The organism is Dickeya sp. MK7 (genome assembly GCF_000406305.1).
Classification (GTDB): Bacteria; Pseudomonadota; Gammaproteobacteria; order Enterobacterales; family Enterobacteriaceae; genus Dickeya; species Dickeya fangzhongdai.
Genome location: NZ_CM001984.1, coordinates 2,776,387 through 2,790,730, shown reverse-complemented (window position 1 = coordinate 2,790,730; position 14,344 = coordinate 2,776,387). Strand labels below are relative to the sequence as shown.

The 14,344-nt window shown below is 55.8% G+C and carries 16 protein-coding genes; 2 read left to right on the top strand and 14 right to left on the bottom strand.

What is annotated here, in order from left to right; genetic code table 11:
* The 14 genes from DXXMK7_RS12125 to DXXMK7_RS22660 form a co-directional block, all read right to left on the bottom strand.
* A partial coding sequence (locus tag DXXMK7_RS12125) for a phage tail protein (RefSeq protein ID WP_038921000.1) occupies positions 1-692 on the bottom strand: 692 nt, incomplete at its 3' end.
* Between the two features lie 369 nt (positions 693-1,061).
* Positions 1,062-1,673 (bottom strand): phage tail protein I, encoded by a 612-nt coding sequence (locus tag DXXMK7_RS12120; protein WP_038919319.1) that lies wholly within the window; start codon positions 1,671-1,673, stop codon positions 1,062-1,064.
* Positions 1,666-2,574, bottom strand: coding sequence for a baseplate J/gp47 family protein (locus DXXMK7_RS12115; protein WP_038919318.1), 909 nt, complete (start codon positions 2,572-2,574; stop codon positions 1,666-1,668). Before DXXMK7_RS12115 ends, DXXMK7_RS12120 begins: the two co-directional genes overlap by 8 nt.
* A gap of 4 nt (positions 2,575-2,578) precedes the next feature.
* The gene (locus DXXMK7_RS12110; protein ID WP_038919316.1) at positions 2,579-2,929 is read right to left on the bottom strand and encodes a GPW/gp25 family protein; all 351 of its coding nucleotides are present in this window, start codon (positions 2,927-2,929) and stop codon (positions 2,579-2,581) included.
* Positions 2,926-3,567 carry a phage baseplate assembly protein V gene (locus DXXMK7_RS12105; RefSeq protein WP_038919315.1) on the bottom strand — a complete coding sequence of 214 codons (642 nt, stop codon included), beginning with the start codon at positions 3,565-3,567 and terminating at the stop codon, positions 2,926-2,928. Before DXXMK7_RS12105 ends, DXXMK7_RS12110 begins: the two co-directional genes overlap by 4 nt.
* 148 nt (positions 3,568-3,715) lie before the next feature.
* On the bottom strand, positions 3,716-4,381 hold the full coding sequence (locus DXXMK7_RS12100) for a hypothetical protein (protein WP_038919314.1): 666 nt from the start codon (positions 4,379-4,381) through the stop codon (positions 3,716-3,718).
* 700 nt (positions 4,382-5,081) lie between these two features.
* The gene (locus DXXMK7_RS12095; RefSeq protein WP_038919313.1) at positions 5,082-5,543 is read right to left on the bottom strand and encodes a phage tail protein; all 462 of its coding nucleotides are present in this window, start codon (positions 5,541-5,543) and stop codon (positions 5,082-5,084) included.
* A gap of 75 nt (positions 5,544-5,618) precedes the next feature.
* The gene (locus DXXMK7_RS12090) at positions 5,619-5,822 is read right to left on the bottom strand and encodes a tail protein X (protein WP_038919311.1); all 204 of its coding nucleotides are present in this window, start codon (positions 5,820-5,822) and stop codon (positions 5,619-5,621) included.
* Between the two features lie 553 nt (positions 5,823-6,375).
* Entirely contained in the window at positions 6,376-6,597 is a 222-nt protein-coding gene (locus DXXMK7_RS12085; RefSeq protein WP_038658013.1) for a hypothetical protein, read from the bottom strand.
* A gap of 63 nt (positions 6,598-6,660) precedes the next feature.
* Complete coding sequence (locus DXXMK7_RS12080) at positions 6,661-8,787, bottom strand: replication endonuclease (protein ID WP_038919310.1); 2,127 nt, start codon at positions 8,785-8,787, stop codon at positions 6,661-6,663.
* A 100-nt stretch (positions 8,788-8,887) separates the two neighbouring features.
* Complete coding sequence (locus DXXMK7_RS12075; RefSeq protein WP_038919309.1) at positions 8,888-9,112, bottom strand: TraR/DksA family transcriptional regulator; 225 nt, start codon at positions 9,110-9,112, stop codon at positions 8,888-8,890.
* The gene (locus DXXMK7_RS12070) at positions 9,112-9,327 is read right to left on the bottom strand and encodes a DUF2732 family protein (RefSeq protein ID WP_038919308.1); all 216 of its coding nucleotides are present in this window, start codon (positions 9,325-9,327) and stop codon (positions 9,112-9,114) included. The genes DXXMK7_RS12075 and DXXMK7_RS12070 overlap by 1 nt, the downstream gene beginning before the upstream one ends.
* Before the next feature lie 120 nt (positions 9,328-9,447).
* Complete coding sequence (locus DXXMK7_RS12065) at positions 9,448-9,978, bottom strand: hypothetical protein (RefSeq protein WP_049842492.1); 531 nt, start codon at positions 9,976-9,978, stop codon at positions 9,448-9,450.
* A gap of 2 nt (positions 9,979-9,980) precedes the next feature.
* The gene (locus DXXMK7_RS22660) at positions 9,981-10,445 is read right to left on the bottom strand and encodes a hypothetical protein (RefSeq protein ID WP_127353502.1); all 465 of its coding nucleotides are present in this window, start codon (positions 10,443-10,445) and stop codon (positions 9,981-9,983) included.
* 124 nt (positions 10,446-10,569) lie between these two features.
* On the opposite strand from DXXMK7_RS22660, the gene DXXMK7_RS12060 reads away from it, so the two are divergent.
* Both DXXMK7_RS12060 and DXXMK7_RS12055 read left to right on the top strand, forming a co-directional pair.
* Entirely contained in the window at positions 10,570-11,412 is an 843-nt protein-coding gene (locus DXXMK7_RS12060; RefSeq protein ID WP_038919306.1) for a phage repressor protein CI, read from the top strand.
* A 930-nt stretch (positions 11,413-12,342) separates the two neighbouring features.
* A complete protein-coding gene (locus DXXMK7_RS12055) occupies positions 12,343-14,340 on the top strand; it encodes a methyl-accepting chemotaxis protein (RefSeq protein ID WP_038919304.1) in 1,998 nt (665 codons plus the stop codon).
* Positions 14,341-14,344 lie beyond the last annotated feature (4 nt).

The following is a 14,344-nucleotide window of genomic DNA, read 5'->3' as shown; positions in this document are numbered from 1 at the left end:
GCTGATTTGTCTGCGATGTCGGCGCCGTTCTGCTCTTTTTGCAGGGCGACGTTTTTGACAAACGCAGTGGTGGCCAACTGTGTGGAGTTTGCGCTTTTCTGCGCCGTTGGCGCGGTGGGCGCGCCGGTCAGCGCCGGACTATTGAGCGGAGCGTACTGCGGGTGAGGGTTGGCGGCGGCAATATGGGCGCCGAGTTGGGTGTCGGCGTAAGCCTTGGCCTTAATGGCGCTATCATCGACGTATTGACGAGTAGCCAGCACCACCGCCGGGTCAATCTTCAGGGTAATGGCTTCGGTCGTGCTGACAATCAGGATCATGCGCACGGTTTGCACCCGGCCTGATCCTTCCTGCAACTGTGGTTTATAGGTTTCGGCGCAGTTTGCGACCGCGATCAGATCGCCGTCGCTGTCGTACAAGCCGATTTCCCGGATCCACCAGCCGCCTTCATTCTCAGGAATAACCTGCTCGGCAATGATCTGGTTGGTGTTTTGCGCGTCGATGCTTAGCGCGTTGAGAGCGGCGCGGCGTTTCTCATTGACCAGTTTGGTTTGAGCGGGCGTCGGCGTCGGCAGGCTGCCGCCGCCATCGCCCACCGCCATTTGCGTGATAGCCAGGTGGCTACCCAGCGCGGTGGCGCTAGCCAGCTTCGCCGCGCCGGTGTTCGTCAGTAAAGCAAAGTATTTTGTACTCATGCAGATTACTCATACGGTTAACAGAATAGGATGCCGCAGGGCGACATCGGAGAAGCCGGGCTGGCCGACAGGTGATGACCACCGGTATGCCCGGCTGTGGGTAGGCGGTGTCCCGGCGCGCGTTGCGGACGCAGACCCCAAAGGCGTTATCGGGTTATAGAACGATGAGCTGGGGTACGTGCGCCCGCTTTGGTCGTGAAGAGCTTTACCCGGGGACACTGCCTGGGTAGAGGTAGTATGCGAAGTCAGCGCCGCCAGCGCATCCAGCGGGCGTTGTTCGCAGAGGGAGACAACATGTGAAGACCACATTCGGCGGCGATGCAGCCATAAAAAAAGCCAGCTCAGGCTGGCTTGGAACGAGTGGGGAAATCAACCGCCGACACGTATGTCATCAATCAGGTGGATAGCCGCGCCATTGATCTCGTCGCCAGAAACGCTGATGGTTTCCGGGAAGTAAGGGTAGATGGTGAGTTCGTCGCCGCTATAGGAACTGGCGCCCATTGACAGCGGACCCGAACTGTCCAGATTGATGTTTAACCCCAGCATCTGGCGGCTCACCGGTTTGGCGTCGGCAATCAGTCGCTCCAGTTCCTGAAAGGACTCTTCCGTGATCCCTGACTCCTGGACACCGATATCCAGCCGGAAGGTGCCGGGGGCGTCGCCGGTTTGCCACCATTCCTTGATGCGAATCAGATATCCCAGCGGTTCAACGACCCGGCGCAGCGCGCCGATCGTGCCCTTGTGGCGGTGGATAAAAAACGCATCTTTGATGACTTTGCGTTTGACGGCTTCCGACCAGCTTTCATCCCAACGATCGACCGATAGCGTCCAGGCCAGATAGGGCAGCAGTTCGACCGGACAGGTATCCGGATTCCAGATCTGACGCAGCGGAATCGGCACCTGCTCCAGCCCGGCGCCGGTGAGGGCAACGGCATGTTCCAGCGGCGATGAACCGGGTGGCAGTAGGGGGCTTTTATTCATCCGTTCCCCCCAGCGTTAGGGTATAGCCGGTACAGTGCGACGCCTGAGTATCGTCCAGCACGATATCCGCCGCTGGGCTGGTCAATTCCACCCGCTGTACCCCTTCCACATGCAATGCGGCGTAGATGGCGGAGCGGCGGATATCGCGGCCCAGCCGGTGCTGGCTGCTGACGTAACTCTGCAGTTTCTTCTCGGCGGCGGCGCGAATCGGCTCGACTTCCGGGCCGGGATACAGGTAAAGCGTGGCATTGATATCGTAAGGAACGATCACCGCCGATTTGACGGTAACCCGGTCAGCCACCGGCCGGACGTCTTCGGCGTTCAGCGCCGCATTGACGGTGGCGAGCAGCGTATCGCTGGCGGTGCCGTCGTTTTCCCGCGACAGGACCGACACCAGCACCTGAGCGGGGCCGGGGCTGATGACCGAAATATCCGCCACCTGGCCGCTGGCGCTGCGCCCGTGGAACTGGTAGGCGCCGATGGAACCTGCCACGCTCAGGCCCTCATAAGCCTGCTGAATGCGCAGACGAAAATCGGTATCGGACTCCATCACGGCGGCGGTCGGGGGAACGGTGGAGGTGTCGGCCGGGGTGATTAGCAGTCGGGAGACGTTGACGTTGGCGCCCAACTGGTCCAGATCGTTGCCCTGAGCAAACGCCAGCATCCCGGCCTGAGCGGCCTCATTGATGCGCTGGCGCAGCAGTAGCTCACGGTAGGCGTTTTCCTGCAGCAGTTTCACCATCGGCTCCGATTCCAGCGTCAGGGCGCGCGCGATGGCTTCACGCTCGTCGGCGCTGTAGAGCGACAGCAGGGTTTCTTTGCGTGTGGCGTACAGGGTTTCATAATCCAGCGTTTCGACCACGCTGGGGGCGGGTAACTGACTTAAATCGATAAGAGGCATGATCTCAGCTCACGGGAATGGTTAACGAAAGGGATGTGCCGTTGCCGGCCAGGGTGCCGGAAATATCCACAATCAACTGGCCGTCGTAGTGGCTTTCCATTGAGATGGAGGTCAGCGTCAGCCGCGGCTCCCACTTCAGCAACGCGACATAGCAGGCCGCCTGCACCTGTAGTTTCAGCGCGGGCGTTTGCGGTTGGTCGATCAGGGTGGAAAGCAGCGAACCGTAATCGCGCCGCATGACCCGGCTGCCTTGCGGAGTGGTCAGAATATCGCGCACGCTCTGGCGCAGATGTTCCAGATCGCTGAGGCTGCCGCCGGTGCTGCGATTCATGCCGGTGTATGACGTGCTGGTCATAAAGGTCCTCCTGTTGTGCCGCCGCCATTCTGTACGCCGCTGTGCTGATGGGTATGCACCACCACGCCATTGGAGGAGAAACTTCCCCCCGAGTGGGTGACGCTGCCGGTGATGCTGCCGCCTTGCTGAACGTCGATGGTCTGGGTGATTAATTTGTGCGTACAGACGACTTCCGGGGTGTCCAGCGTGATGCGCTGGCTTGCGTTGACGGTGACGTTTTTCGTGGTGACGGTCACCGATTCCGATGCGACGACCGTCGCACTCTTGATGCCGGTGACGGTCAGCGCGCCGTTGGCCGGTTCGTATTCCATCACCGCGCCATCAGGGAAACGGATGTGGCAGGCATCCGCAGAGGCCGATGGGGCCGGATGGTGTTCGCTGTAAATACCCGGTAAAACAAATGCCGTATTGAGTTCGCCTCCTATTGCAAGCAATAACACCTGTTCACCCACCGACGGCGCCCACCATTCGCGGGAACTCCCCGCACGACGGGACATCCAGTGGAGCCATCCGGTGACCATGCCACCGGTCTGCACGCGGCAGCGTGCCTGTTGGGTATCGACTTCGGTAATGACGCCGATACGAATCAGGTTACGCAGCGCGCGCTGGATTTCGGAGAGATATTCGTATGTATTCATGGTGGGAAGCATGCGTCTTCCCGCGGAATGAGACAATTTGTCGTGGTTGTGTGGCGGATGGCCCCACCGATCTTTGCGCCACGACTTTTACGTTACGACTTTTGCCTCACGGTAAACCACCGTGGCGCGGCCAGACAGGCGTAAGGGATCAGTGTCGCGCCGGGTCCGGTTTATTGACGAACATGTGCGTCAGATAAGGCGAGTCCTGTCGGAAGAACGGGGTGAATGGCACGCAGGTGTGGGCACTGCGACGGTTGTCGATAATGAGCAGATCGCCCCGCTTCAGATTGAGCCATTGCATGCTGTTTTTCAGCAGCGGGTCGAGCTTCAACAGCGCATGTCTGGCGGGCGAAGTCAGGGGATACGCCAGGTCAGGCGTACAGGTTAGAAATGGATCGTGGTCGGCGCTGAGGAGACTGAACGGCGTTTTTTCCTGGCTGACGGCGCCGGGGCGCAGCGCATACTGCGGCAGACATAATTCGGTGCGGGTGTGCTGATCCACATGCGCAATGACATGGCGAAGACTGGCGATGCCGACCAGTATTTTGAAGACGGACGTTTCACACAGGCAATACAGCAGCAGAAAGTCGGGCTGGGTAAACACCGGCGTTGGCGAGTCCGCGGCGGACTTCAGCAATCCGTAGGAAGAAAAAATGCTGGCGAGCTGCGGTGAGGCACCGGGAACGGCAGTTTGGCTGCAATACGGGTCGCCTAAATGACAGCCGAACAGATTGAGCAACTTTCTGGATTTTTCACGATTGCCGTTGCAATAGGGGGGCGTGTTTTCAGGAAGGGAAGGACGGATATCTTCCATGATTTTCGGGTAATAAAGAAATCCTTCATTGTTACCGAAATGTTTAAAGTGGAATAATTCCTTTCGTATATTACGTGGCAAACTTCGGCTTTTATCCAATTGTGTTTCCCTTCAGTTATTCAATCCAAAAGAGAGCAGGCGAGGTAATAACATCAGCCGGTTTTCGCTGACGAAACATGGAAGGTAATAGGGTATTACTGATTAATCCCGGGCGATAACAGTAGAAAACGATTTCTGAAATAATTTGCGATGAAGAAGATGAGGGCGCGTGTCAGATAGACTGCGGTGATAATCTTTTATTATGAAAATTACGAGCTGGAAATAAATATACCCGTCATACTTCACGTTGCAGGTGCGTTGGCTTTATTACTCGGCCCATCCCTGGGCCTCGCCCCTGCGGGCCGCGGTAAACCGCGTTCAACGCTGCTCCCGGCAGCGTTGTCGCTCATCCCAGTCACTTACTTATGTAAGCTCCTGGGGATTCACTCGGTTGCCGCGTTACAAGGCTCTTATGAGCCTTGCCCTAAAGGGCCAACGCGTAGCGTTGTTCAACACGCCAGCGTGTTGTCCTGCAACTCGAATTATTTAGGGTATAGGATAAGTATTTTAAATCATAAAATAATCATGATTTATCGTTTCCTGTGAAGAAAACAGGCCGTATTCGCAACGGCCCTCACGGAAGAAATGATATCTGAAGGGATCAGTTCCCTTTCCACTGGCTGACCAGCTCGCCGGCGATATACAGCGCAGTGGGTCGACTCACCGGCTCGGGCGGTGTTGGTTCCGGTTCATAATGCACCTGCAGGCTTTGATTCTGTTCATTGACACGGTTGCGCTCCGTCAGATTGAGCCGAACGGATAGTGTGCTGGTGTTGTCCGCATTGTTGTCGATCGTAAAACTGATGCCTTTATTGCGAATGCCTTCGCGCGTTAACAAATCCGGCTGGTTCTGGCGCACCCAGAGCAGCAGGGTGACAAAAAGGGTGTCGGGATTGTCAGAGAAATTATTCAGCGTCAGCAGCAACTGATAGCGGTATTCAAACGACAGGGACGGCTCCTGCAACGCGGCGATTTCCCCCTCCTGGATCCGAAACTGTAACGCATTACCCAGCGCGGGCAATGCGGTGGTCAGTGCAAGTCTGAGGCTTTGTGGTTTTTGCATGATAAGGTTCCTGGTGTGGCGGCGATCTCCATGTGTTATTTGCCGAAGGCGAGCATGGAGCCGGATAGTCCGGAATTATTCCCAGATATTGACGCTTTCCTGCGAGCCGGAAGCATTCATGTCGGGCAGCGTGACGGCGGTGCCGTGCGGCAGAATCGGACCAAGATCCGCAAGCCCCGGATTGGATTGCATAACCGTCTCCACCACATCTTGCGTGCGGCCATAATAGCGGTAGCAGAGCGCATCCAGGGTGTCGTCCTGATGGGCGTAAACTTTCATGTGATACCTTTAAGTTCGGATAAAATAAGGTCGAATAAAACAGGTTATTTCTGGTCCTTTATCCTCCAGAGGATCGGTACTGGTCGCAATGCCGGAAAGGTGTCGGACGGATGGCACAACAACAGGCGGGAAATACGGGAAATAATGTTGGGGGTTTATTGATTGTGTCTGCTGCTTATTGTCACTCTACCTATTTTGACCCCTGCCAATCTTTGCTGGCAGGGGGTATTGCGCATTAAAGGTACTGGAAAAGCCGGGGTAATGTCGCTAACAAATTTTCTTACATGGGATTACCCTAATTCCGTACTACGGTGTTAAAGAAAAAACGTCACCAACGAACAGGTTCGCACTGAGTCGAAATTAAAATTAATGCCAAAATGTATATACCAGCTTTGGCCGGTCAGACCGTTTTATGGAATGGTCTGGATACGAAAAAATTTTTGCTGCGTATTAGTCTGGCGTGTTAGCCACAGAGAAAATCCATTAATTTGCACGTGCCTCTGGCGATCGGCCAGGGAATTTCACGTCGGTCATTATTATCCATCGAAATCCCTTACAACATTTGTTGTTCGAACCATGCTTTAAGCTGCTGTCCATCACTGCTGTTCTTCAGAAACTGTTGATAATCACTCTCCGGGAGCTCGCCGTGAGATAAGTCGGCGATCAACGACATGGCGATTTTCATTTCTTCAGGATCGCATTGTGATATCAATGACATATCGGCAATTAATCGAATCCTTGACAAGGTCAGCTCTCTGTTTTCAGTCTGTTCCACGGTACCTCTTCCATTGTGAGACTGTATTTATATACAGTACTTTATTCAGTAGTATTCGTCAACTCATAAGTGCAGGCGCTGTGCGCTCATGATGCACTTTTCATCAACGGCGGATATCGCGTTATTCCTAAATTCATCAATCAGTTGGCCGTCAATTTTCACGCTGGCGCCGCGTACCAGCGCCTCCCGCTCCCAGCGTGAGATTTCGATACCCTGCCGGCTAAGACGGGGGCGCAACGACGCCAGCCGATCGCGCTGAAAATAGGTTAGCCGCGCTGAAGGAACGCGGGGAATATCGCGAAATGGGTAAGGGAGCGCGCCGGGTGAAAACGCGCCCCCACAGTTATTGACAGAACTCCAAGGCAGAGCCGGCCGGCGGCGATCGGCGATATCGACAGCGGCGTGGTTTTTGGCCACGATCTGCCATTCATCCGGGCGGGTGGTGAATACACGTTCACGGCCGCGCTGGGCGGAAAAAATACCGACGGTACGCACGATCGTTTCATCGTAGGCGTTCAGCCGTTCGCTGGCGGCTCTGGCGACACGAACCGACTGATGTTGCCGGGCGACATTCGCGCCGCCCTGCGCCTCGATATAGGCGGCGAAGTCGCCGCGATCCGCCGCGTTCCTCACCGTTTCTGCCTGTTCGCCCAGCGCATCCTGTAATGACCGGCTGCGAATGCGTCGGCATTCGCGGTAGGCGCCAATCGTGGGCAGCCCGATGAAATGGAATTGAGGAATGCGCCAGAGCGAGGCCCAGGCCGAGGCCGAGGCGGCCATGTCTTTCAGCGGCTTGCCGGTTTCGTGGTCGGATTCGCCGTCCAGCGCATAGCCATCGATATTTTTGGCGATGTACTTGGCGACGTACGCCGCCGCGCCGCCCTTGTTGATATGCTTGCAGTCAAACCGGCGGCGGTGCGCCACGGCGCGGTCGCTTTCATTTGACTGGGCGTAACGGCGCAGGATATCGACGATCGCCTGACGCTGCGCGCGTTCGCAATACAGCATCATGTGCCAGTGCGGCGTGCCGTCGTGATGGGGTTCAACGACCCGCAATCCGTAGATTTGCAGTTTACGGTCTTTGAGCGCAGTGCGGATTTTTCCCCATAGCCGGACCAGATAATGCTGGGTCATTTTGGGCGAAGGACAGTCCGGCATCCACCCTGTGTTGACCAATACCCGGTCGTGACCGCGAGTACGGGTGGGATGGTAGTGGCCGGGAGCGGTGAGCGTCACCAGCATGCCGATGTGATGGTGTGCGGTAGCGTAACGCTCAATACCCGCCAGCATGGTCATCAGTTCCATACGGCGAATATCCGGATTGGCGATACTGCCCATGACTTTATCGATCAAATCGACCCGCTCGCCGTTGCGGGTATTTTCCAGCTCGCGACTTTTCAGAAAATCCAGCGTCGCCAGACGGCGGTAGCGGATATCCTGCAGCGCCTGGCGGCTGAGAAAGGGGGATGCGGCCCGGCTCACCTCGCCGCTGGCAATCCACAATGCTTCACGCCAGCGGGTTCGCTGAATTTTCAACTGGCGTTCCCACCAGCGGGGGGTGACCAGCCGCATAATGCCGGCGCATGCCTGTTCCAGCGTGAGCGTCCCGTTTTGATGGCGTTGCCAGTGGGCGGGCGCCACGTTTAGGGCTTGCGCCAGCGTCGCTAACTGGCCATAGATGCGCGCTTGTGTTTCATCGCTGAATAAATTCGCCTGATTATCGCCGGGGCATTCCTGCAGGTAGCGTTCGCAGTAGGCATGGTAGGCATCGTTCATGTGGGCGGCGATACGGCTGGCAAACGCCCGCAGAACCTTGTCCGGCATATCCGGCAACTGATGATACTGCTCCGCTTCGCTGATGAAGCGTGAAGAGCAGGCGGTATTCATCCGATAGCGGGCGTTGACGGCGTCGATTCGGGGCCAGAGCCGACGCTGAACCACCGATAACAGGTAGTTGAACGCGGCACCCAGTCCCTGATGCTGCTTCAAATAATCGAAACGGCGGCGGAAATGGCCGGCCAGAAAACGCGGCAGCAACGCCAGCCGATACAGTACCGCCTGTCCCTGCTGCAGGGTATCCGCGGACAATGCGCTGGATTCGGGCAGAATGGCGGAACGGGGCGCATTCCACGGGTATGCCCAGCGGTTGCCCCGGTTGTCGGCGTTTTTTTTAGCTTCGTCAGACGTCATAACCAGCCAGCGTTTACCTGCTCGATGAGTGTTTGCCGGGTTGTCGGCGGGAATAAATAGCCGCAGATCGACCCTGGCTTGTCTGTCAGTGACCGCACGTTTAGGACGGTGAGCGGTAGTGACGTTGCTTCTGTTCGCGAATTTCCTGACACGCTACGCAGCACGTCACGCCGGGGATCGCCTGACGACGGGCCTCGGGAATCGGCGCATCGCAGTCCTCACAAACGTGGGCGGTGTGAGCGGCTGGGGCTTTGCGGGCATGGGCGATTTGCGCATCCAGCAGCATGGCCTGCTGCTCCTGGGAAATGTCCATACTGTCTGCCATTAGTGCGCCTCCCAAATCTGGTGACGGATGTTTTCGGCTTCCTGTTGCAGCAAGGCCACCAGTTCCTGAGCGGATAACTGCTCCTGCCGGGCGTGTTGCGCCAACTGGTCCAGATGTTCGCTATAGCGATGAGCAAGGTCTGTACGCCAGACGTCATTCGGGATTTGCCGCCTTGCGACAGACTGAGTCTTGTGATTGGTTGGTGTGTTTTTCATACAATTTCCTGATGTTAAGCAGCAACAATGCGGACCTGCCTGAGCGGCGGCCTATGTGCTGGCGGTTGAGTTAACGAGGGTCGTTTTTTCTGGCGAGATCTGTCGTCAGCGAAACTGTCGTCAACGAGAATGGTGTTCGGGTCTGAAATAGTGTTCGGGTCTGATGCTGGTCAGAATGTCGGGTGCTCCGGTAAACATACTGTGCAGCTCGCCGAGGGCGCGGCTAAGCGCTGTCGACCACTGGCAATCCGACTCGTCAATGCGTCGCAAGGGTTGATCGAATTCCCGGGTCGTGAGCCCGGCATGGAAAAACAGCGTGCGGCGCTCGCTGAGGGTGAGGACCCGAACCGCGTGCAGCAACTGATCGTGCTCCTGTTTTTCCGGCAAGCCGAATGCGCTACGCAGTTCATTCAGCGCGCTGACAATTCTTTCGCGCGCCATTTCATCCATCTCTTCCAGTTGATAGACGCACCAGCGGTGATGCAGTGCGGCATGAAAACACAGCGTACGGCGATAGCGTTCGGAGAGACGCCGGTAAAAAACGCACGTCTGCGCCCAGCGCGAATCCGCGAAGTGTTTTCCGATCAGCGCCCGCAAATTGGGCGGCAGGGTCTGCAGATGGTCGGCGGTAAAGGCATAATGGGGCTTCATGATTACGCTCGGTTGCCATCGCTGCCGCCTGTTTTCGGCAGCAGGCGCAGAATATAACCGAAATTCGAATTTCCGAATTCGATGTTAAAATCATTGCCGCCATTCACAACGGTTGAACCGCCATACCGTACTGATAGCGCACAGGCAGCAATGAGGCTGGAAAATAGGGCTGCCGTCGTGGCGGTGATGAATGCTGTTTTTGCATTTGCAAAATCATGCTGAAGCGCGGTGCGGGTAAACCGGAACCGCTGCTTCCTTGTATGGCGCGTTGCGCGCCACGCCACGGATATCGGCGCTGCGGCGTAGGCTGCGTTACGCAAGCCGGTGAAAGAAAACAGCGCCCGAACAGGGATAGCATGGGGCTGTCGGCTGACGTCCGAAAAGCCGGTTTCTGTCACCGCGGATGGACTCGCTGTGGTAGGATTTTCCTCAGAAATGTGCGTTAGAATTGAAATCTCGTCCGACATAAAGCAATATCTCCCCCAGGCCAGGGTGTTCTATGGTGTTACATGTGCTGTGTAGACACTATAAAACACGTAACGTGTATATGTAAATACTCGTGAGGTGTTTTTGAATACAAATAGTAATGCCGTGTCTGCGGCCTTCGTGCTTGAACGCATCATGTCAAGTTACGGAGTAAAGACTCAGAAGGAACTGAGCGAGGTCACTGAGATACCTACCAATACAATCAGTAACTGGGTTCAGCGAGGGAATGTGCCGGGTAATATTATTTTGAAGTGTGCGCTTGATACCGGAGCCGATGCCGGATGGCTGGTCACCGGAGAGTTCGCAAATGCGAATGTTTTTACGCATAAATCGCCGCTGAAAGGCAAAGCGCTTTATGAGCAGATCCTGTCATCGGGCGGCAAGGCGGTACTGCGTCGAATGCTTGATGCCTATGGCTTCAGTACGCAAAAAGAGTTGGGCGACTTGCTGGGCATCGCGCCCGGTACGATCAGTACCTGGATTCGCCGTGATTTCTTTCCCGGGGATGTGGTGGTCACCTGCGCGCTGGATACCGGCGTGTCGTTGGCGTGGCTGGCAACCGGTAAAGGCTCGCCGCAGCAGGATGACGCGCCCGTCAGCCGTCAGGATGACAGCGGTATCTGCCTGATCCCGCGCAATCTGCTGAAAACCGGAAAACTGCAGGACGCGGGGGAGTGGAAGGCGGATCCGCAGTTTATTCCGGCAGGGTTGCATGCGCCTTTGCTGGTGGAGGGGAGTTCATCTTCCTGGCTGGTGGATACTGGAATTACCAGTATCAGCAATGGTCGCTGGTTGCTGGATATCGACGGCAAGAGCGATATCTACGATGTGGCGCTGTTGCCGGGGCGTAAAATGCAGGTTGAAGGCGGCGGCTCACAATTCCAGTGCGGGGTGGATGAAGTTACCCCGCGCGGTGTGGTGGTGCTGACGCTAACCCCCAGCTTCTGAGATCCGAATACCCGGCGCGCGCAGGCTGCGCCGGGTATTTCCATCTGCAGAGAAACCGTCGCCGTTGCGAAAGGTCGACCGCGTCAAGAGTTGAGCGCCCCATTGCGCCATCACAGGTTGAGCGCGTCATAAAGGTTTAGTTCGTCTAAAGGACGGATTTGTCATAAAGAGAAGGCCACGCCTGAGTATCATCCCGAGGTATATGCTGTTTTCCCGCTGTTGTTAACGAGCTATTTATTTTCACTGAAATATCCAGTCATGATAGATCTGCGGGGGTTCTTATACCCTTGTATTATATGTCTTTCTATTATGGGAAGGATGATATATAGATTATGAGGGATTAAACGGTTAACGGAAATTCTGATAATCAACGTAAATCGTTTTTCTTTCACCATTCTTAACGGCGCCCCGGTTAATTCACAATCGCATGATTTATTGGCTATTTTAATCATGCAAGACGGTATGACACATTCCGGTGTCCATTATTTTTTACTGAATTTGGCTTTATACCCAAAATAATTCGAGTTGCAGGACAACACGCTGGCGTGTTGAACAACGCAACGCGTTGGCCCTTTAGGGCAAGGCTCAGAATGAGCCTTGTAACGCGGCGACGCAGCGAATCCCCAGGAGCTTACTCAAGTAAGTGACTGGGGTGAGCGACAACGCTGCCGGGAGCAGCGTTGAACGCGGTTTACCGCGGCCCCAAAGGGGCGAGGCCCAGGGATGGGCCGAGTAATAAAGCCAACGCACCTGCAACGTGAAGTATGACGGGTATATACGTATCAATCGATTTTTGACGGCAGGATGGCAGTAAAAAATGGACGTTGATTATCTTCGTAATTATTAAATGACGATATTTAATTTTTCATGGCATGTCATTGATATACATGGAATGACAATCACATCATGAGAGCCATAAATGGTGATTCTATGACTATTTTGGGTGGGAAATACGAAAACCTTAAGCTGGGAACCAAACTGTCATTAGGCTTTGGTTCGGTTTTGTTATTGTCGCTGGTGGTGTTGATCGCCGGCGTTATTGGATTTCGCAGTGTGGCGGATAATAACGATAAGGCGCTGGCGACTAATCAACTTAACGCCACATTGGCGCAGGCCCGCATTCTGCGCACACAATTTCAATTCACGCATGATTACAGCTTTATCGATAAAAATGGCGAGCTGATTAATAAAATGGACGATATTCTCCGGCAGGCGAGGGCGCTGAGTTGGGATAAGGATACGATTGACGATGTAAACCGAATTGAGCAGGACCTGAAAGCGTATCGGGTCGTGCGGGACGCGTTCATCGCCGCCAGCAAAAAGCGGGATACGGCCGGCTTGGCTATCGGTCAGGATGAAAGCGGCAGTGTGCTGGAAGCATTCCATAATAAATGGCAGCAGGTTGCGAGCGGGCCGTCAGACATTCAGGTGCTGTTGTACCAATTGGGCGAGTACATGGCGGACATTCGCGACCTGGCGCATGACCTGCTGCTGACGCCCTCGGATAATACGCTGGGCGCGACCATGAAAAGCATTGATGTCGCCGAAACCGCCATCAGGGAAAAAGCCGGGCGGTTGTCTGCGGAACAACAGGCATGGCTGAACACCGCCTGGGAGTATTTCGCGGGCTACCGCCGTTCTGCGCCGGCTTATCTGGCCGCCTTTCAGGATGAAACCCGCGCCAGTCAGGCGATGAGTGAAGCGGCGGAAAAACTGAATGCGGATGTCGGCGGCCTGTTCAATCAACAACTGGCGAATTCCAACCAAACCACCCAGTCGTCGGAATTCAATATGGTGGTGACCGGCCTGCTGGTGATCCTGCTGGGTATCGTCATGGCGTGGCGTATCTCGGTACAGCTGATTACCCCGCTTAAACTGAGCCTGTCGGTCGCGGAACGGATTGCCAGCGGCGACCTGTCGTCCGTCGTCAGCACAACGCGTCGCGACGAGCTGGGGCAGTTGCTCACCGCAATGGGCAACATGAATGACAAGCTGCGCACCATGATCCGGGATATCCGCGAAGGGGTGGGTCATGTCGAATCCGCATCGGCGGAAATCGCGGCGGGCAATACCGATCTCTCGTCCCGCACCGAGCAGCAATCGGCGGCGGTGGTGGAAACGGCCGCCAGCATGGAGCAGTTGACCTCGACGGTGAAACAGAACTCTGAAAACGCCCACCATGCGTCGCAACTGGCGTCTGAAGCGTCGCGGAACGCGGTCAAGGGCGGTGAAATCGTCAATAACGTGGTGAAGACCATGGACGACATTTCCAGCAGCTCCAAACGTATTTCTGATATTACGACGGTGATCAACAGCATCGCCTTTCAGACCAATATCTTGGCGCTGAATGCGGCGGTTGAGGCGGCGAGAGCCGGCGAGCAAGGACGAGGGTTCGCGGTAGTCGCCAGCGAGGTGCGCAATCTGGCGCAGCGCAGCGCCCAGGCTGCAAAGGAAATCGAGGGGTTGATTCATGAATCGGTATCGCGGGTCAATACCGGTTCAGCGCTGGTGGGGGAAGCGGGAAAAACCATGCAGGATATTGTCAGCTCGGTAGCTCATGTATTTGACATCATGGGGGAAATCGCGTCGGCTTCGGATGAGCAAAGCCGGGGAATATCCCAGATCGCGCAGGCGGTATCGGAACTTGACACCACGACCCAGCAAAACGCGGCGCTGGTGGAGGAGTCGTCATCGGCGGCCAATTCGCTTGAGGAACAGTCGCGGATGCTGGCGCAGGCGGTATCGGCGTTTCATTTGGGCGACGATGGGCATCCTCACCATGTCAGTTCACCAGCAAGTCATCAGACATTACTGCTGAATAAACCAGGCCAGACCGGCCGAAAACCGGCGCAGAAGAAAGATACTCACCGCAAGGCGACTGAATCGGCGAAACATCATCCCGCCGAAGATGAGTGGGTGAAATTCTGACCGT